The sequence below is a fragment of the Actinomadura sp. KC06 genome, from assembly GCF_004348735.1.
In the GTDB taxonomy this organism is placed as follows: domain Bacteria; phylum Actinomycetota; class Actinomycetes; order Streptosporangiales; family Streptosporangiaceae; genus Spirillospora.
In genome coordinates this window covers 23,971-42,804 of the sequence record NZ_SMKT01000070.1, presented here as the reverse complement: position 1 = coordinate 42,804, position 18,834 = coordinate 23,971, and the positions used below count along the sequence as shown (strand labels likewise).

Below are 18,834 nucleotides of genomic sequence, written 5' to 3'. Positions count from 1 at the left end.
ATCCGGACGGGGCGAGGGGCCGCGGCGCCGCGTGGGAGGGCGTGGCGGGCTCGGGAGGGTTGGAGGAGGCGCGGAGCGGGAGTCGCCGGTGGCGCTGGTTCCGGGACTGGGGCGGGGGTCGGCACCTCCGCAGGGGATTCCTCGTCGGGCTGGGGGCGTGTCTCCTGCTCGCGGAGGTACTCCTCGAATTCCATTGAATGGGCGGTCGGCAGGGTGATGATGCCGGGGTTGGCGTCCACGAGGAGGATGCGGCGGCCTGTCGTGCCCGAATGGGTGAAGACCATTGCGGTCGGCGGCAGTTCCTGGAGTTGCGGGGGCTCCACCATGAGTTCGCGGAAACGCTGCTTGCCGTTGGTGTCGCCGTCGTCGCGGCGGTCGGCGACGGTTCGGCCCCAGGCCGTGGCGGAGCTGATGCCCTCGACGAGGGCCGAGTCGTCGGCGGCGGGGGCGGGGAGCGGCGACCAGACCGGGTCGGTGAGGCCGTCGCCGGACGGACGGGCGTACGCGACGGTGCTGGCGTAGCTCTCCCCCGCGACGTCGAACAGCGTCTCGCCCGCGGAGTCGGTGATCTCGGCGATGAGGAGCGGCTGGCCGGCGCCGATGTGCTCGGCGGCGACGCGGGCGTCCTCCGGGTTGCCGAGCCGCATGAAGCCGACGGCAGCGTGGCCACGGCGGCCGAGGCGCTCCCGGACGTGGCCGGGGATCGACCGGTACATCAGGACGAGTCCGGTCCCGGTGGCTTCGCAGGCGTCGATGAGGCGGTCCAGGACGTCCCCGCGCAGCTTCTCGGCGCCGCACAGGAACAGCGTGTGGTCCCAGCGTCCGCCGGGCGGGGCCTCCCTGATCCGGTGGGTGAGCGCGGTCGTGACGTAGGTCCCGAGGATGCGGTTGGTGAGGACGCCGGCGCGCCTGTCCATTGACACGACGTGGAGGCGGGACGGCGGCAGCCGTACCGGTTCGGTGGCGAGTTTCTCCAGCTTACGAAGCTGCGCTTCCAGGGCCCAGGCGCGGCGGACGACGATGCGGTCGGTGGCGTCGCGGCCGAACAGGGTCGCGATCCGCTCCAGCTGATCGTCGGTGAGCAGGCCCTTGCGCAGGTCGTCACGCGGGTCGCCGACCTGGGCCAGGACGCGCAGCGCCGCGGTGATCCGCGGGATCGTCGCGTCCGGGCCGAGGACGTCGATGATGCGTTCCAGGATCGAGTTGTCGAACGACAGGTCGCGGGTGCCGCCCTCCTCCTCGCCCGCGCTGACGACCAGCGACAGCACGTCCGCGAGCGCCTCGGGGTTCAGGCCGCGGGTGACGTCCAGGCGCGGCAGGTCGTTGGGCAGGACCCACACGAGCGGGTCGTCGCCGCGGTCGGCGGCCAGGCGGAGCAGGTCGTGCGCGACCGCGCCCTCGGACAGGTCGATGACGGTGAGCCGCGCCCCCACCGCGAGACGGGCCGCGCCCATCGTCGTGACGGCCGCCGACCAGCCCGCCAGGGTGCCGCCGACGACGTCCACCCGGTCGACACCAGGCGGGACGGCGACCGGATACCACTCGCGCTGGCCCTCGTAGGCCGACCTGCGGCGCTCCCAGTCGGAGCGGGCCTTCGCGTACGCCTTCTCGGCCGCGTCCAGCTCCCGCTCCCGGACGGCCCGCTCGCGCTCCTCGATGTCCCGCTCGTGCGCGATCCGCTCACGGACGCTCCGCTCGTCCCGCCACAGCGCGCCGCCGGTGATGCCCAGGATGATCGCGAAGGCCAGCAGCGCGACGGCCGCGAACGCCCACGGGATCACGCCCGCGGCGCCGCACAGCAGGAACAGGACGACGCCGACGAGCGTCCCGCCGAACGCGATCCGCAGCGGGCTCGCCGCCATGTGCTCGCCCGGCCGCCGCGCCAAAGCCGCCGCCGGGGCCCGTTCGGGCCGCTCGGGGCGCCCTGGAGGCGGCCCCGGATCGGGGTGCACCTGCGCGTAGCGCCAGCCCACATAGACGCGGTCGGGCTGTGTGAGCCGCGCCATCGCGGACCCGCTCGCCATGTCCGTCACGTCGAGAGACCCCTGGAGTCGCGGGAATGTATGGAACGCCTGGGGGTGGCCGGGTTGGTTTCCTACATCTGCCTACACAGCACAGGGTAAAGAGCTTGCGGCATCCCCGCGTCTCATTCAATGGAACAGGCCCCCAGATGCGTGACGCTCTTCGCCAATTCGGTCACCAGGCCAACCTGCGGGAAAGATCGGACAACCCTCTCCACCCCTATGTCCACATCCGGCCACAATCGGTCAGCCGGCGGGTGGGGCCTGCACCGGGAGGAAGTCGTCCAGCTCCATCGTCGGGTGGGGGTACCTCCACTCCACGCCGTCGAACGGCACGTACATGCCCTCGGGCTGGCCGGCGAGGAAGTAGTTCCCGTCCCATTCGTTCGGGACGGTCACCGGAGCGTCCACGGGGAAGTTCGCGCCGAGGGGTTCGTACTTCACGCCGACGCCGAACATCGCGTAGACGGCGGCGTCCACGAAGTTGAGGTACCCGATGTCGCCGCGCAGGTGGGTGCCCTGGATCGCCAGGCCGTGCACCCGGTCGCGGACGAAGAACAACGCGCTCAAGTCCTTGATGACCTGGTCGAAGTTGTGCGCTCCGTCATGGTGGACCAGCGCCCGCGTCCGCGGCTCGGAGCCGAGCACGACGGCCGCGTAGGTCGGCAGGTCCCCGTGGAACATGCGGACGCGGGTCATCGCGCGCGGGAAGGCGCGGCGCAACCGCTCGTAGGTGAACTGCAGGTAGGCGTCGTTGACGTCGACGAGGTCGAGTTCCAGGCCCATGGGCTCGACGCAGCCGGCCAGGACGGCCGCCGAGCCGCCCATGAAGACGCCCACGTCGACCAGCCTGGACAGGTCGCCGTGGCAGCGTTCGACACGGCCGAAGAGGTCGAAGTAGTGGTAGGCGCTGCACTGGTCCTCGTAGGCGAGGCCCACGCTCTGGATCCGGGCGGCCGTCCGGTCGAAGATCGCGTTCTTTCCGGCGAATGCGTCCAGGTCGGCGTGGTGCCCGCCCTGGATCGGGATCTCCAGCGCTTCATGTGGATTCTCGGCGCCGGCCAGGCGGGGGTCAGGGTCGAGGAAGGTTCCCCACGTGTCCTTCTGCATCGCCACGGTCGAGACGTAGTCCGTCATTTTCAGATCCCTCTCTCAGAGCCACCGTGCCGACGGTCGCCGGGGCGCTGGCCAGGCGGACCATCGCTCCGAGCGCGGCGAGCCCGGCCACCGCCGTCACCAGGGCCGTGGCCGAGCCGAACGGCGGCTGCCAGTCACCGGACAGCGGGTTCACCGGCGGGACGACCCAGGTGTACAAGCCGTGCTGGTACCGGACCATCGTCCACGCCAGCCCGATCAGGTGCGCGGGCAGCAGGACGACCGCCAGCCAGCCCACCGCAGACCCGGCGGCGCGCGGCGCGAGCGGGCCGCGCCGGTCGACGGTGTAGGCCGCCATGAGGGCGGCGCCGGCGGCGACGGGCAGGATGTACCGGCCGTGCGCCATCATCCCCATGTTCTTCGAGCCCACGGTGTCCATCACCACCGGCAGGACGAAGCTCGCCACGACGATCAGTGCCAGCCGGAGCCGGTCGCTGCGCCGTCCCGAGGCCAGCGCCGCGATGAGGATGAATCCCGTCGCGGCGAACCAGAGGGCGTAGAAGGAGTCCGGCAACTCGACGTCCGTCCACCCGAAGATGCCGACCATTGACTTCCAGTAGAACGCGACCCGCCAGACGGCGATGACCTTGAGCGCGTCGGGCGTGTCGTGCCCGGACTCGTAGGGCGTCGGGACGAGCCCGGTGGCGTGCATGACCAGGGTCCACACCGCCGAGGCCGCGCACGCGGTCGCGATGACGGCGCCCGTCGCCCACACCCGCCGGTCGCGTGCCAGCCCGCCGAGGCGGGCGCGGCCGGCCGTGCCGAGCAGGACCGCCAGCGCGACCGCTACGGCCATGGGACCGGCGGGCCGGATGCAGGCGACCGTCACGGCCGAGACCGCGAAGAGGATCAGCAGCCGCCGATCGACGGGGCCGCGTCCGAGCACGAGGGGGATCACCGCCGTCCACATGGCGATGGAGGCGGTGATCTCCAGGCCGTTGGGGTTGACCATGCCCGCGAGCTGCATCGTCATGGGCGTCGTGGCGACGAGCAGCCCGGCGAGCAGGAACGGCCTGCGGGACCACGCCAGCACGCTGTACACCGCGGCGGCGAGGAACGCGGCCGAGAGCGCGGCGCTGATCAGCCGGGCCAGCAGGAGCCCGGTCTCGCTCGGCCACCACTTCAACGGCCACCCGACGAACAAGGAGTAGGTGGGCGGGTAGCGGCCCGTGTAGGTGAACACCCTCACCTGGTCGTGCGGCGAATCCGTGGCGGTTTCCTCCAGGCAGGCGGCCGACTTCTTCGGATCGAACGCGAAGCAGGCCGGTGACCGGCGCGCCACGCCCGCCGGGACCGACTGGAAGACGCCGGGAATCGGATCCTTGATGTTCGGCACCCGGATCTCCTCGGGTGGTGCGAACATCCCGCCGCTGACGACGCCGGCCGCCCTGGTGACGTGCGGCTGCTCGTCCGTCCCGCCGTCCCACGGCATGGCGATCGCCCATCCGCCGCCGACCGCGAAGAAGCCGAGGAAGGCGAGCAGCGCGATCAGCCGGAGGCGCTTATCGGGGAGCGCGGGTTCCTGTTTCATCGCGCGCTCCCGGGGGGCTTGCGGATACGGGCGGACAGGGCCCGCCCAAGGTGCGTCACGGCCTCGCTCAGCTCCGGTTCCCGGACCCGCTGCGGGACGGAGGCGCCGCGCAACCTGTCCAGTTCCTGACGCCTCGTCGCGTTCTCGGCCTTGGCCCGGTCGAGCTCGGCTCGCAGGTCCACGATCTCCTGCTGCTGCCTGTTGACGGTCTCGGTCAGGCGGTCCGCGTCGTCCGTCCGGGCCGCCGCCTCGTACTGCAGTTGCAGGACGCGGGTGTAGAGCGCGATCCGGTTGTTCTCCAGGGCCGCGAGGAGGTTCGAGGACGTGAGGGGACGCAACGCGTCGAAGATCTGCTCCGCGCCCGGCGCGGACGTCCTCATCAGGACACCGAACCCGAACACGGCGGGGACGATCGCGAACCGCCAGCCGCCGGCGGCGCCGTCATCGGCCAGCGCGTCCTCGACGGCCGTGAGGACGCCGTTGCGCGGCCCGCCGGCGTCCACGGCGGCCGTGAACACGCCGTCGCCCACGAACCCGGCGGGGGTGAGGTCGTCGTGCCAGACCGTCGGTCCGTCCGTCGTGGCGGGATGCGCGTCCCCGGGCGCGAGGGGGGACGGCTGGTAGTAGAAGTCACGGCGGCCGCACGGCCACAGCACATCGTGCATGGCGACCACCGCGTCAGGGGCGTTCGCCATGATCCACGCGAGTTCCTCGCGGACGACCGCGTAGTTGTGGTCGCCGTCCAGGACGTACAGGTCGGCGGCCGGCAGCTCGCCGAGCACCGCCGGGGACAGGCCCTCGACCAGGTTCAGCCTCGGGTCCTCGGCGAGGACGGCGCGCAGCTCGTCGCCCGGCGCGGGCTCGACGCAGTGCACCGTCGCGCCGAGATCGGCGTACACGGAGCTGACCTGTCCGGACTCCACGCCGACCTCGACCACGGTGGCGATCTCGCGGTGCGCGAAGATCGTCTCGAACAGTTCCCGGAACAGCGACATCGAGTGCAGCAGCAGGGGCTGCGCGCGGGCGGCGCGGGCCTGCGCGTGCGGGTCCTCGCGGGATCCGGTCACCTCATGCCCCGGTCGGTCCGCGCCTGACGCGCGCGTGAACTCATCGGGTGTCACCGAGCTTCCTCCTGGCCACTCGTCCGGCGCCGACCGCGACGCCCTTGACCCCGGCCGTCCGGTACTCCTCGCGGAGCCTTTCGGTGAGGCGCGCGGCCCGCGCGGACCGCTCGGCCCTCCGGTCGACCGGCATCCGCGGCGCCATGCCGGTCATCGACTGCGGCAGCATCGCGAACGCGACGGTGACCTGCCCGGACGACACCGCGGGGACCCCCGCGCGGCGGGCGAGCGGAAGCCACACCGCCGCGTACGGGGTGTCGAACTCCATCAGGTTGCCGCCGAGGTAGCGGCAGTCCGCGTAGTGGAGGCCGACGAAGTCCTCCGGCCGGTCCCAGCGGAGCACCTGCTCGCGGCGGCGGCCGCCCGCGATGACCTTGGCCTCGATCCAGTCGACCCGCACGATCGCGGGACGGCCGGGGATCGCCAGGGAGATGTCGACGGTGTCGTGGTGCTCGAACGCGAGCCGGGCGAACGACAGCCCGTTGTGGTTGATCCTGACGCGGCGGCGGACGGGGTCGTGCCACCGGTCGTCCGCCGTCCGGTAGCGCAGCCGCGTCTCGTACGGCTCGCCGGCGGGCTCGAACGCCTCCGCGCCGATCGCGCCCTCGGCGATGGCCCGCGCCATCGCGCCGAGCCCGGTGTCGGACGCGGCGATCAGCGCCGGCCAGAACGAGTCGCGCATGTGCAGGTCGTCGAGGTCGCCGGGCGAAAGGTACGGAATGGCGGGCTTCAGGTCGGCGGGCAGCAGGGTCGTGACGAGCGAGGAGCCGAAGTTGTCCTCGTGCGTCCAGTTGCCGAACACGGCGGCCTCGTCGGCGGTAGGCGACTCCAGCGCGGCCACCAGGATCCTCGCCAGCCGGTCGCGGGCCGGTCCGGGGCCGGTGAGGTCCGCCCAGGCGCCGTCGGACGCGGCGACGTACCTGTTCCACATGTGCTGGAACGCCAGGATGCCGTCCTGCACCGTCCGGCGCTCGGCGTTCTGGGACGGCGAGTCGGACGTCTCCCCGAGGACCGGTTCGCCGTCCTCGGTGAAGCCGATCAGCGACCCGCACAGCGCGTTGACGCACTGCTCCACGATCTCGGGGCTGCGGGTGACGGTCGCGGCGATGTGCGCCGGGTGCCCGGCCTGCGCCAGATAGCCCTCGGCGCGCAGCCCGGCCAGGTACACGCGTTCGGCGCGGTCGTCCGTCGCCAGGTACAGCCCGGACACCCGGACGCCGATGCGCGCGATCTTCAGGGCCGCGGCGAGCTGCCGCTGGATCGTGCCGCCCCAGCCGAGGTCGACGAGGGTCAGCTCACCGGCCTCGCCGGCTCGGCGGGGGGGCGCCGCGGCGTCGAGCGCGCCGGCGTCCCGCAGCGACTTGATCATGCGTTCGCGGGCGGCGGTGACCGTCACGGCGAGCCGGTTGCACAGGTGCGGCGTCTCGGTCAGCGCGCGGGCCACGCGGCCGGCGATGTCTCCGTTGTCGATGACGGTGTCGAGCTCGGTCGCCAGGCCCGGCACGTCGCCGGGATGAAGGTCCAGGACCGACAGGGTCTGCCGGACGGTCAGCCGGTAGCCGGTGCGGATGAACGCGTGCACCGCGTCGGTGTCGTGCGGGTCGAGGGCCGCCAGCGACGTCACGAACCGCGACAGCCAGACGGGCTTGGCCTCGACGTCCCAGCCGCGCGCCCGCGCCGCCTCGTTGATCAGCCGGGACAGCAGCTCGCCCTCGCGCATCGAGCACCACAGCCTGCGGGTGCCCGCCTCGTGCGCCTTCGCCGCGGCCCACTCCGCGAAGCCGGTCAGCACCGGGCCGAGGACGCCGGCCCCGTACCGCCACGCGACGTCCAGCGCGGACGTGGTGAACGGGACGCCCGAGTGGACGGCCTTGGCGCGCAGGCTGGTCAGGCCGAAGTCGCCGTGCAGGTCGTCCAGGTCGGGGGCGTGGTCGCCGAACGGCTCGACGGGCTCGCGCTCGCGCTCCAGCACGTCCAGGTACGGCTCGTCGAACCGGCGGTAGTGGACCGTGCGGACGCCCAGCTCGGACGGGACCTCATGGTCGGCGACCTCGTGGTCGCCGACGTGCACCACCTGCTCCGGGCTGCGGCCGATGTCGCGCAGGACGATCTCCCAGAGGCCGGACGCCTTGTCGGTGCCGTGCTGGTTCGACCGGAAGATCCGCACGTCGTCCAGCGGGCCGAGTTCCGGACGGTCGAGCAGGTGCGCGAGCTGGTCCTCGGTGAAATACGTGTCCGAGACCAGGACGACCTGGACGTCCTGTTTCCGCGCGGCCCGCACGAGCTCGGCGACGTCGAGGTCCACGACGGTCAGCTCGCGTTCGAGCCGCAGCTCGGCCCCGGCGAGCTGGTCGAGCGGCGCGGACCCGAAGACGCCGGCCGGCATGGCGCGCCAGATGTCGAACAGCGACACCTCGGTGCCGAGGGCGTCCCGGCCGCGGCGGGCCGCCTCCTCGGCGGCGATCCGCATCCGGCGGAACGTCGCGTCCGTCACCCACGGCGGGCAGAGCCCCGCGTCCCGCAGCCGGGAGCCGAGCAGCGCGAACGCGTCCGTCGGACGAGGGACGCGCCGCCACAGCACCGTGTCGAAGATGTCCAGGGACAGCACGGAGCACGCCCGGTCGGCGACGATGCGATGGACGTCGTCGAGCAACGGGCACGCGGACTCCTGCTTGGTCAACACCGCATCTCTCCCCTGGTCCTGCACCGGCGGCGCATGCGGCCCCCGGCCGCGGCTCGGGACACCCTATCCACCGGTTTCTCCGTGTGCGGGCCCGGTCGTGAAGCCCGAGCGGACCGCGGTTCCCGCCGCGGCGGCGCGGCGCGCCTCACGGTCCTCGCGCACCAGCCGGCCGGCCTCCTCCGTCGCCCCGTCGAAGATCACCCGGCCCTGGCGCAGCGTGACGCCGCGGTCGCAGAGCCCGACGAGCATCCGGACGTCGTGCGCGACGATGACCATCGTGCGGCCCTCGCCGCGGAGCTCGCGGATGCGGTCGAGGCACTTCTCCCGGAACGGCGGGTCGCCGACCGCCAGCACCTCGTCGATCAGGAACACGTCGGGCTCGGTGTGCGCGGCGATCGAGAACGCCAGCCGCATGAACATGCCGGACGAGTAGAACTTCACCTGGTCGTCGAGGAAGTCCTCGACGCCGGAGAACTCCGCGATCGCGTCGAACTTCCGCGTGATCTCCGCCTGGGACATGCCGAGGATCGCCCCGTTGAGGAAGACGTTCTCCCGTCCCGTCAGCTCCGGATGCAGCCCGGCGCCCACGTCGATCAGCCCCGCGACGCGGCCGCGGACGAGCACCGACCCCTCGTCCGGCTGCATGACGCCCGAGATGAGCTTGAGCAGCGTGCTCTTGCCCGACCCGTTCAGGCCCATCAGCGCGACGGTCTCGCCCTGGCCGATCGTGAGGCTCACCTCGTCCAGGGCGCGGAACCGGTCCGAGAGGCTCTGCCGGCGGAACGCGCGGACGCTCATCTCCTTGATCGAGCGCGCGTGCCGCAGCGTGAAGTTCTTCGTGACGCGGTCGATGACGATCGAGGGGGCCACGGCTACAGCTCCTGCGCGAAACGCTTCTGCATGCGGGCGAAGGCCGCGTGCCCGGCGGCGAAGACCAGCACGCTGGCGGCGAGGGAGATGCCCGCGCGGGCGTACAGATCGGGCGGGAACGTGAAGTCGCCGCGGGTTCCGGGGAACCAGAAGGCGCGCTGGAACAGGGACACGGCGCTGACGAGCGGGTTGGCGAGATACACGTCCAGGACCCAGCCGGGCGCGTGCTCCCGGACGTGCGTCCACGGGTAGATCATCGGCGCCGACCAGGTGATGACGATCATGAGGATGTCCACGACCTGCTCCAGGTCGCGGAAGAACACGTTGACGGCCGCGCACAGCAGCCCGAGCCCGAGCCCGAGGACGGCGATGATCGCGAACCCGAGCACGGCCGCGGCGAGCCCCTCCGGCGAAGGCCGCCACCCGGTGGCGACGGCCGCCCCCAGCAGGATCGTCAGGCCCGGCAGGAAGTGCACCAGCGACACCAGCGCCGACGCCGTCGGGAACAGCTCGCGGGGCAGGAACACCTTCCGGACGAGCGCGGCGTTGCCGGTCACCGAGCGGGTCGCCGAATGCAGCGTCTCGGTGAACAGGTTGATCAGCACCATGCCCGAGAACAGGTAGACCGGGAAGTTCTCGATCAGCTGGTCCAGGCCGAGAAAGACGCCGATGACGTAGTAGTAGACGGCGAAGTGCACCGCCGGCCGCACGTACGACCAGCCGAGACCCAGCAGGGACCCCTTGTAGCGGGCCCGCAGCTCCCGGCGTACCAGCAGCCGCAGCAGGTACTTGCTCCGGAACGTCTGCCGCAGCCCGCCGTCGCGTCCGGGAGGCCGGAGCCCCGCGTCCGCGTGGATCGGCGTGACCGTCATTCCCGTCCGCCTCCGGAACCGGCGGCGTTCGCGGAGTCGGCGGCATTCGCGGAGCCGGCGGCGGGCGGCGGGCTGGGCGGAGACGCGTCGAACGTCGCGCGCCACGCCTCCGGCGAGGCGAGCTCGGTCATGGCCGCCCGGTACCGGCGGCTCAGCTCGGGCCACTCCCGGCTGAGCCGGGCGTGGAGCACCGACGTCCGCCTCAGCAACGCCCTGAACCGCTCAGGGTCGCGCTGGTACCAGGCCACCTTCGTGCCGTCGGCGGACGAGACCAGCGCGCTGTCGAGCTGCGCCAGCAGGCTCCAGTGCCGGTCGATGCTCGGCACCACCGCCTGCGGGTTGCCGAGCGCCGCCGCGTCCACGGGACGGAGCTGCTTCACGGTGCCGAGCATCGCGCTCGCCAGCACGTTCACCCTCCCCTTCGGCGGCTTGAACCCGCGTCCCCGCTTCAGCGGCTTGGTCATCCGGACCTGCGGGAACTCCTCGTGGCTGACGCGGCTCTGCGCGTCCGGGAAGGCCGCCCGGAACGCCAGGAGCTCGGGGAGCTTCGTGGCGATCCCGCCGTGCATGTGCTCCGGCCCGGTCAGCACGTCCTCGATCGCCGACAGCATCAGCTCGGCGGTGGAGTACTGCATCGCGAGGGCGTGCTTCACCGAGATGATGAAGCTCTCCTTGGGAAGGTTGCCGCCCCGCTCGTACGGGGAGTGCAGCAGCGCCGTGACCAGCCGGTTGCGCTCGTGGAAATACGCCTGCCAGTCGATGCCGTCGTCCTTGTCCTGCCACGGGACGTGCCAGGCGGCCATCCCGGGAAGGGACACGGTCGGAAAGCCCGCCTCGCCCGCGCGGACGCAGTACTCGGCGTCGTCCCATTTGATGAACATCGGCATGGACAGGCCGACCTTGCGGACCACGTCGGTGGGGATGAGGCACATCCACCAGCCGTTGTAGTCGACGTCCACGCGCCGGTGCAGCCACTTCGTCTGCCGCAGGCTCCCCGAGCTCTTCCTCACGCGCCGGTTCGTGTTCGGGTTCAGGACCGGGAACGGGTTCGGCGGGACGGCGAAGTCGTGCTCCCGCTTGGTGTGCGGGGCCTCCTCCCACCACCAGCGGTACCGGCCGATGGTCTCGCCGTAGGCGTGCAGCTGGGAGCGGGCGAACAGGTTGAACATGTGCCCGCCCACGATCGTCGGCGTGCGGGCGAAGTCCGCGAACGCGACCGCGCGCAGCACGCCCTCGGTCTCGGTGACGACGTCGTCGTCGAGCAGGAGGACGTAGTCGCTCTTCCCGGCCCGGACCGTCTCGTCCATCGCCCGGGAGAAGCCGCCCGACCCGCCGAGGTTGCCCTGCTCGATCACGCGGAGCCGCGGCCCGAGCGACTCCGCCGCCCGCGCGAAGTCCCCGTCGTCGCGGACCCGCTGGGCGCCCTGGTCGACGACGTAGATCTCGTCCACCACGTCCAGGACCTCGGGCGCCTGCCCGAGCGCGATGAGCTGGTCGACGCAGTAGCCCGGCCGGTTGAACGTCGTGATGCCCAGGCTGACCCGACCCTGCCGGACGCGGCCGGCAGCGCTCGGGTCCGCGCACCAGTCGGCCCGCTCCAGGACGGCGGTGCCCTCGCCCGCGACGACGTCCATCCAGTACCAGCCGCCGTCGATGAACGGGCGCAGCGTCAGCCGGATCGTCTCCTCGCGGGAGTCCTCCGAGTCGATCCGGACGGAGTCGACGCGCTCGATGTGGCCCTTCGCGCTGGACCGGTAGACGATCACGCTGGCCTGGCCGCGCAGCCTGACCCGCAGGACCACCTCCTTCACCGTCGTCCACCGCCGCCAGTAGCTGGCCGGGAACGCGTTGAAGTAGGTGGCGAACGACGCACGGCGTCCCACCGGCACGACCACGCTGCGCCGGCCGACGATGTCGGCGGGGCCGGAGAGGAGACCGGCCTCGACTGCGGCCTCGGCTGCGAACGCCTCCGCGCCCCGCGCGATGTCGCCCTCGACGTACAGCTTGAGGACGTCCAGGTCGCGGTCCACGGGCATCACGACCCGCTGCAGGACGCGCAGGTCTCCGGCGGCGCCCCCCGGCTCGGCCGCCTCGGCGGATCGGCTCACTCGTCCACACCTCCATGTTCCTTCTGGGAAGACGGCTCCCCAGACCCCCGGGGCCTTGCGTTTGTTAGACGCGAACCACTGCCGAAATGGGGACGCAGTTTGTTGTCGACCATTCCGAGCGCGCTCGCGATGGCCATGTGCATATCGAGGTACTTGTAGGTGCCGAGCCGCCCGCCGAACAGGACGCCGTCCTCGCGCGCGGCCAGTTCCCGGTAGGCGTGCAGGCGGGCGCGGTCGGCGGCGGTGTTGACCGGGTAGTACGGCTCGTCGCCCCGCTCGGCGGCCCGCGAGAACTCCCGCATGATGACCGTCTTGTCGGACGGGTAGCCGTCCCGTTCGGGATGGAAATGGCGGAACTCGTGGATCCGCGTGTACGGGACGTCCTCGTCCGCGTAGTTCATGACCGGGGTGCCCTGGAAGTCGCCGGTCGGCTTGACCTCCATCTCGAAGTCCAGGGTGCGCCAGCCGAGTTCGCCTTCCGAGTGGCCGAAGTAGCGGTCCAGGGGCCCGGTGTAGACGACGGGCACGTTGCCGACGACGTCGTCGCGCAGGTCGAGGAAGTCGGTGTTCAGCCTGACCTCGATGTTCGGATGGTCGGCCATCCGCTCCAGCCAGGCCGTGTAGCCGTCGACCGGAAGACCCTCGTAGGTGTCGTTGAAGTACGAGTTGTCGAAGGTGTACCGCACCGGCAGCCGGGTGATGATCTCCGCCGGGAGGTCCCGCGGGTCGGTCTGCCACTGCTTCGCGGTGTAGCCGCGGATGAACGCCTCGTACAGCGGGCGTCCGATCAGCGAGATCGCCTTCTCCTCCAGGTTGGCCGGGTTCCGCACCTCGGCGGCCTGCCCGGCGATCAGCGCGCGCGCCTCGTCCGGGGTGAAGGCGCGGCCGAAGTACGCGCAGATCGTGCCGAGGTTGATCGGCATCGGGTAGACCCGGCCCTTGAACGTGGAGTACACGCGGTGCCGGTAGCCGGTGAAGGCGGTGAACCGGTTCGCGTACTCCCAGACCCGCTCGTTGGACGTGTGGAACAGGTGCGCCCCATAGCGGTGGACTTCGATTCCCGTCTCCGGCTCGGTCTCGCTATAGGCGTTGCCGCCGATGTGGTCGCGCCGGTCGAGCACCAGCACGCGCAGCCCGAGTCCGGCCGCGCAGCGCTCGGCGACCGTGAGCCCGAAGAAGCCGGAACCGGCCACCACGAGATCAACATTCACTGGACGGCGTCCATCCCGTGCGGGGGGAGAGGAAGACCTGGCCGCGCCCGGCGCCGGCCGGTCTGTATGTACCGGATGGAGCTAAGATACCCGGGGTTCGATCGATACCGGCGCAGGAGTCCAGGGATCGCGGTGCCCCCATCCACTTCCCGCAGTGCGGCGCGTGGTGCGGCGCAGAGTCCGCGCCCCGCGGTCTTCCTGCACGTCGGGGCCGCCAAGAGCGGGACGACGTTCCTCCAGCACGTGCTGTGGCACAACCGGGACCGGCTGCGCGAGCGCGGCGTCCTCTACCCGGGCAAGGACATCGCCGCCCATGTCAGGGCGGCGTTCGACCTGCGCAGGACGTTCTTCTCCGGCGCGTCCGACCCGCGGACCCGCGGAGCGTGGCGGGCGCTGGTGGACGAGGCCCGCGCCTGGCAAGGCGACGTGATCGTCTCGCAGGAGCTGTTCGCGCCCGCCCGGCCCGCGTACGTCCGGCAGGCCATGGCCGACCTCGACTTCGCCGACGTCCACGTGATCTTCACCGTGCGTGACCTCGGCCGGCAGATCCCGGCGCACTGGCAGGAGGACGTCAAGAACCGGTTCGCCACGCCGTTCACCGAGTTCGTGGCGGCCCTGCGGCGGCGGAACTGGCGCACGTTCGAGAGCGCCCGGCTCTTCTGGGGGCTCCAGGACCCGGTCGCGGTGCTCGGACGCTGGGGCGCGGGCCTGCCGCCGGAGCGCGTCCACGTCGTCACGCTGCCCAAGCCCGGCGCTCCGCGCGACCTCCTCTGGCGGCGTTTCTGCACCGCCACCGGCCTCGTCCCAGACGACTACGACCTGTCCACCACGTTCGCGAACCCCTCGCTCGGCCTGCCGGAGACCCAGTTCCTGCTGCGGCTCAACGAGGCGCTCGGCGACCGGGTCGGCTGGCATGCCTACAACGACGACGTCAAGCTCTTCCTCGCCCAGCACGTGCTCGCGGCGCGGCCGTCGCCCGTCCGGATCGAGCTGCCCGCCGAGCACGTCCCGTGGGCAACCGAACGGGCCGTCGAGATGGCGGAGGACCTGCGTGCCGCCGGCTACCACGTGGTGGGCGACCTGTACGAGCTGATGCCCGCGGCCGCGTCCGGCCCCGCCCTCGGGACCGCGCCCGCGCACCCGCCCGACGAGCCGTGCTGGGCGGAGATGGCCGATGTCGGCGTCGATGCCATCTCGGCGCTGCTGCGGCGCGTCCTGGAGAGGAAGGACGGCGCCGACGCCGTGCCCGGTGCGGAGCTACCGGTCCGCGACCAGATCGACCTGCTGCGGAGAGATTCCGCCGACCTGGCGCAGACCACCGGCCGGCTCGCGCACGACGCCGCGCCGCTCGCCGAGCGGGCGGTGCGGAACGTGAACGACCGCTATCCGGCGGCACGGCGGCTGCACGGCGCCTACCGGAGGTTCCGCAGCGGGACGGGACGGTCCGGCGCCGAGACGGGAACGAGGTGAACGCGGTGGCCGCTGGGGAGTCCGGGAAGTCCGTCTACCTGCACATCGGGGCGCCCGCGGCGGAGACCGACTTCCTCCACCGGGCCTTGTGGGACAACCGGCGCCGCCTCGCCGACGCCGGCGTCCACTACCCCGTCGCCGGTCCGCAGGAGCACTTCGCGGCCGTCATGGACCTGCGCGAGATGAGCTGGGGCGGGCGACGCGAGCCGAGCTGGGACGGCGCATGGGGCCGGATGGCCGAACGCGCCCGTGAGTGGGACGGCCCCACGGTGGTCTTCTCCCAGGGCCTGCTGGGCGGTGCGACCGAGCAGCAGGTCAAGCGGGCCGTCGCGGCGCTGGAACCGGCCGACGTGCACGTGGTGTTCGCCACCCGCGACCTCGGCTGGCAGCTGATCCTGGACTGGCAGGAGCAGCTCCGGCACGGCCACACGATCGCGTTCGAGCGGTTCGTGGACGACCTCGTCGCACGCGGCGTCCACGCGCCGAAGCCGTACGGCGAGATGTTCTGGGGACTTCACGACCCGGTGCGGGTGCTCGGGGTCTGGGAGTCCGCCGTCCCGAAGGAGCGCGTCCACGTGCTCACCCTGCCCGCGCCGGGCGGCGGCCAGGGTCTGCTGTGGGACCGTTTCCGCGCCCTGATCGGCGTGGACGCCGGGGCGTGCGACGTCGAGGGGATCCCCGCGGACGAGCCGCTGTCGGCGATCGAGGCGGAGCTGCTGCGCCGGTTGAACGAGCGGATCGGACGGGCGCTGGGCGACGACTACGAGCGCGTGGTCCGGCAGTACCTCGTCGGTCACGGCCTCACCGAGGGCACCGCCAAGACAGGACGTCCGCAGATGGGCCTGCCGGCACGGCACGCCGAGTGGGCGGCGAAGCGCACCCGGGAGGTCGCGGACGCCCTGCGCGCCGCGGGCTACGACGTGCGCGGGGATCTCGGCGAGCTGACGACGTCCCGTGACCCGGGCCCCGCCATGCTGCCGGGCGACGTCCCGGACGAGCTGATCGCGACCGCTTCTGTCGGTGTCGTGGCGCATCTGCTGGAGGAGCTGACGCTGGCGCACGAACGCATCGGGCTCGCGCACCTGCACAGCGAGATGGCCGAGGTCCGGGAGAACCTGGGGCGGCTGCTGGAGGCGGCCGCGACCCCGTCGCCGCCGCTGCGGCGCGCCGCCCGGCGCGCGAACAGGCGAAACCCGTGAACCAGGGTTCAGGGAGAGGCGTGTCCGTCGCGGCGGTCGTCGTCACCTACAACCGGCGCGAGCTCTTGGACGAGGCGCTGACCGCGCTCGGCGCGCAGACGCGCGTCCCGGACCGGGTCATCGTCATCGACAACGCGTCCGCGGACGGCACCGCCGAAATGGTCGCCGACCGGTTCCCGGACGCCGACCTGCTGACCCTGCCCCAGAACGTGGGCGGTGCGGGCGGGTTCAGCGCGGGAATCGCCCGCGCGCTGGACGGCGGCGCCGATCTCCTCTGGCTTCTGGACGACGACACGGTCCCCGGGCCCAAGGCCCTTGAGGCACTGCTGGTTGCGCGGAAGCAGGCCACGACGGATGAGGACGGGCCGCCCGCGCTGGTGGCCGGCCGCGTCGTTTGGACGGACGGACGCGATCATCCGATGAACACGCCGCGTCCGAAGCCCAGGCCGACGGCGTCCGAGGCGCGGATCGCGCGGGCCGCGGGCTGCGTGCCGATCCGCTCGGCGTCCTTCGTGTCCCTGCTGGTGGACGCGAGGGGCGTGCGGGAACGCGGGCTCCCGGTCGCCGACTACTTCCTCTGGAACGACGACTTCGAGTTCACGACCCGGCTCCTGCGCGGCCGTCGCGGTCTGCTCTGCCCGGACAGCGTCGCCGTGCACAAGACCAGGGAGTTCGGCGGGACGGACGTCGACCCCGGTGACCGCTTCTTCTACGAGGTCCGCAACAAGATCTGGCTGTTCTCCCGGAGCCCGGGCCTGGCCCCGGCGGAACGCGTCCTGTACGCGGGATCGACCCTGCGGCGCTGGGGCCGCACGTTCGCCCGGTCCTCGAACCGGACGGTGCTGCGCCGTGCGATGCTCCGCGGGGTCAAGGCGGGGCTGTCCGGTCGCCCCAGGCCCACCCCGGTGGTGCTGCGCGAGGTCGGAGTCGATTTCCCGTCCATGACGGCGACTCACCCGGAGACGTGAGCCCTACCGGAGTTCGAGATAGTCGATCTGCCCCTGCCCGGCCAGCCTCCGCAGGCTGACGGTGTTCCATCCGGCGGCCAGTTCCACCTTCGCCGTCGCGGACGCCCAGCCGGCCTTCGCCGTGGTGGGCAGCCGCAAGGGCTCCGCGGCGTAACCGTTGACCGAGAGTTCCAGGTCGGCGTCGTAGCCCGTCGCGTTGGCGTACCGCGCCGCGACCGAGTACCGCCCGGCAGCGGGCGCGAACACGGGGACGTCCACACGGCAGCCGTCGTGGGTGAACGGACCGATCGCCCGGCCGCCCGACGCGTACGGCCGCACCGGCGCGGACACGCAGCCGTTCAGCCGCGCCCGCTCCGCCTCGTACCGGACGGGGACGCCCCGGATCGCGGGACGCGCACCGTCCCATCCGAGCCGGGCGACGTACATGCTCCGGGTCACCCGGGAACCGCCGCGGTAGTCACGGATGCCGTGGAAGACCAGGTAGTCGCCGCTGTCGTCGGCGAGGACGTCCGCGCTGCCCGGCCCCTCGATCTTCCGCTCGTACCCGCCGGTCGACTGGAGCGGCCACGCCGCCTTCTGGTACGGCCCCTCGATCGACGACGCGACCGCGTAGCGGGTCTGGTAGTTCGGCTTGAAGTACCAGCCGGACGCGTAGAACAGCACGTACTTGCCGCCCCGCCGGACCAGGTCGGGGGCCTCCACGAGCACGGGCTCGTCCGCGCGTCGCGCCATGATCTGCTTCGCCGGGCCGGCCAGCGTCAGCCCGTCCGGCGACAGCTTGACCAGGTAGATCGCCGCCGTCTTCCGGGCGTCGCTCTTGTAGAGGAGGTAGCGCGTGCCGTCCTCCTCGATGTAGGACGCCGGGTCGATGGCGCCGCCGAGGTTCAGCGGGCACACCAGCGGCGCGCCTTCTCGCGGGATGAACGGCCCGGCCGGTGACGACGCCGTCGCGACGCCGATGCACTGCTCGTCGCCGCCTCTGCGGCGTGCCGAGAAGTACAGCACGTACGAGCCGGACCCGCCGCTCGGCGGGACGACCTCGGGCGCCCACGTCCGCCCCTCCATCGCCCAGGCCGGGAGCCTGGCGAAGCCGTCGCCGGGCAGCACCTTCCAGGGCCCGGTCGGGGACGTCGCCGTCGCGACCGGCATCGTCGCGGCCGCGTTGTTGGTGCCGTACGCGAAGTACCCGCCCGCCACCTTGATCACGGTCGGATCGGCGAACGAGCCGTGGATCACCGGTTTCACCGGCGAATAGCCGGGCGGGTCGATCGGCGCCGGGGAGCCGGCCGGGCTCGGCAGCGGCGGCCCCTCGTCCTCCGGCCGCTCCTTCGACGCGCCCGGGGAGGACCGGGCGTCGGCCCCGCCGGACAGCGGTCCCCACGAGACGGCGAGCCCGACGATCAACGCCACCAGCACGCTGATCGCGGCCCCGGCGACCAGCGGCAGCACCGGCGCGAGCGCACGCAGGTCCCCGCCCGTCCTCCTCATAGCACCCGAATCATGCCAATAACCCGCACGGTACGGCGAACCAGCGGGGTCGCCGCAGATGGCGGCATCGTCGCCCGGCAGGGAAAACGTCCATCATGCGCGAAACGTCCCCGCGCTCGTTACGCTTGATCAGCACC

Annotated in this window: 13 protein-coding genes; 3 read left to right on the top strand and 10 right to left on the bottom strand. The window is 72.1% G+C overall.

Going from position 1 to position 18,834, the window contains the following annotated elements; translation table 11 throughout:
• The 9 genes from E1287_RS22490 to glf form a co-directional block, all read right to left on the bottom strand.
• The coding region (locus tag E1287_RS22490) for a hypothetical protein (protein ID WP_165969141.1) at positions 1-2,024 on the bottom strand (2,024 nt) is incomplete at its 3' end.
• Between the two features lie 243 nt (positions 2,025-2,267).
• Entirely contained in the window at positions 2,268-3,158 is an 891-nt protein-coding gene (locus E1287_RS22485) for a class I SAM-dependent methyltransferase (protein ID WP_131967023.1), read from the bottom strand.
• Positions 3,094-4,707 carry a DUF2142 domain-containing protein gene (locus E1287_RS22480; protein WP_131967022.1) on the bottom strand — a complete coding sequence of 538 codons (1,614 nt, stop codon included), beginning with the start codon at positions 4,705-4,707 and terminating at the stop codon, positions 3,094-3,096. Before E1287_RS22480 ends, E1287_RS22485 begins: the two co-directional genes overlap by 65 nt.
• Positions 4,704-5,774: a class I SAM-dependent methyltransferase gene (locus E1287_RS22475; protein ID WP_207934387.1), complete on the bottom strand. Its 1,071-nt coding sequence runs from the start codon at positions 5,772-5,774 to the stop codon at positions 4,704-4,706. The genes E1287_RS22480 and E1287_RS22475 overlap by 4 nt, the downstream gene beginning before the upstream one ends.
• 40 nt (positions 5,775-5,814) lie before the next feature.
• On the bottom strand, positions 5,815-8,511 hold the full coding sequence (locus E1287_RS22470; RefSeq protein WP_131967021.1) for an HAD family hydrolase: 2,697 nt from the start codon (positions 8,509-8,511) through the stop codon (positions 5,815-5,817).
• Positions 8,512-8,574: 63 nt separating this feature from the next.
• A complete protein-coding gene (locus E1287_RS22465) occupies positions 8,575-9,381 on the bottom strand; it encodes an ABC transporter ATP-binding protein (protein WP_243719330.1) in 807 nt (268 codons plus the stop codon).
• 2 nt (positions 9,382-9,383) lie between these two features.
• Positions 9,384-10,253: an ABC transporter permease gene (locus E1287_RS22460; RefSeq protein ID WP_131967020.1), complete on the bottom strand. Its 870-nt coding sequence runs from the start codon at positions 10,251-10,253 to the stop codon at positions 9,384-9,386.
• The gene (locus E1287_RS22455) at positions 10,250-12,361 is read right to left on the bottom strand and encodes a glycosyltransferase (RefSeq protein WP_243719329.1); all 2,112 of its coding nucleotides are present in this window, start codon (positions 12,359-12,361) and stop codon (positions 10,250-10,252) included. The genes E1287_RS22460 and E1287_RS22455 overlap by 4 nt, the downstream gene beginning before the upstream one ends.
• On the bottom strand, positions 12,358-13,572 hold the full coding sequence (glf, locus tag E1287_RS22450; RefSeq protein ID WP_131967019.1) for a UDP-galactopyranose mutase: 1,215 nt from the start codon (positions 13,570-13,572) through the stop codon (positions 12,358-12,360). Before glf ends, E1287_RS22455 begins: the two co-directional genes overlap by 4 nt.
• Positions 13,573-13,704: 132 nt before the next feature.
• Between glf and E1287_RS22445 the strand changes: the two genes are divergently transcribed.
• The 3 genes from E1287_RS22445 to E1287_RS22435 are packed head-to-tail and all read left to right on the top strand — an operon-like array spanning position 13,705 to position 17,209.
• Positions 13,705-15,042: a hypothetical protein gene (locus E1287_RS22445; RefSeq protein WP_131967018.1), complete on the top strand. Its 1,338-nt coding sequence runs from the start codon at positions 13,705-13,707 to the stop codon at positions 15,040-15,042.
• 5 nt (positions 15,043-15,047) lie between these two features.
• Positions 15,048-16,241 carry a hypothetical protein gene (locus tag E1287_RS22440; protein ID WP_131967017.1) on the top strand — a complete coding sequence of 398 codons (1,194 nt, stop codon included), beginning with the start codon at positions 15,048-15,050 and terminating at the stop codon, positions 16,239-16,241.
• A gap of 20 nt (positions 16,242-16,261) precedes the next feature.
• Positions 16,262-17,209, top strand: a complete 948-nt coding sequence (locus E1287_RS22435) for a glycosyltransferase (RefSeq protein ID WP_131967016.1) — start codon at positions 16,262-16,264, stop codon at positions 17,207-17,209.
• A 3-nt stretch (positions 17,210-17,212) separates the two neighbouring features.
• On the opposite strand, the gene E1287_RS22430 is transcribed toward E1287_RS22435, so the two are convergent.
• The gene (locus E1287_RS22430; RefSeq protein ID WP_131967015.1) at positions 17,213-18,697 is read right to left on the bottom strand and encodes a family 43 glycosylhydrolase; all 1,485 of its coding nucleotides are present in this window, start codon (positions 18,695-18,697) and stop codon (positions 17,213-17,215) included.
• Between the last annotated feature and the right edge of the window lie 137 nt (positions 18,698-18,834).

Excerpts from the sequence above, each read along its gene's own strand:
- E1287_RS22485 (WP_131967023.1), bottom strand. The coding sequence starts at position 3,158 with ATGACGGACTACGTCTCGACCGTGGCGATGCAGAAGGACACGTGGGGA.
- E1287_RS22480 (WP_131967022.1), bottom strand. The coding sequence starts at position 4,707 with ATGAAACAGGAACCCGCGCTCCCCGATAAGCGCCTCCGGCTGATCGCG.
- E1287_RS22460 (WP_131967020.1), bottom strand. The coding sequence starts at position 10,253 with ATGACGGTCACGCCGATCCACGCGGACGCGGGGCTCCGGCCTCCCGGA.
- E1287_RS22430 (WP_131967015.1), bottom strand. The coding sequence starts at position 18,697 with ATGAGGAGGACGGGCGGGGACCTGCGTGCGCTCGCGCCGGTGCTGCCG.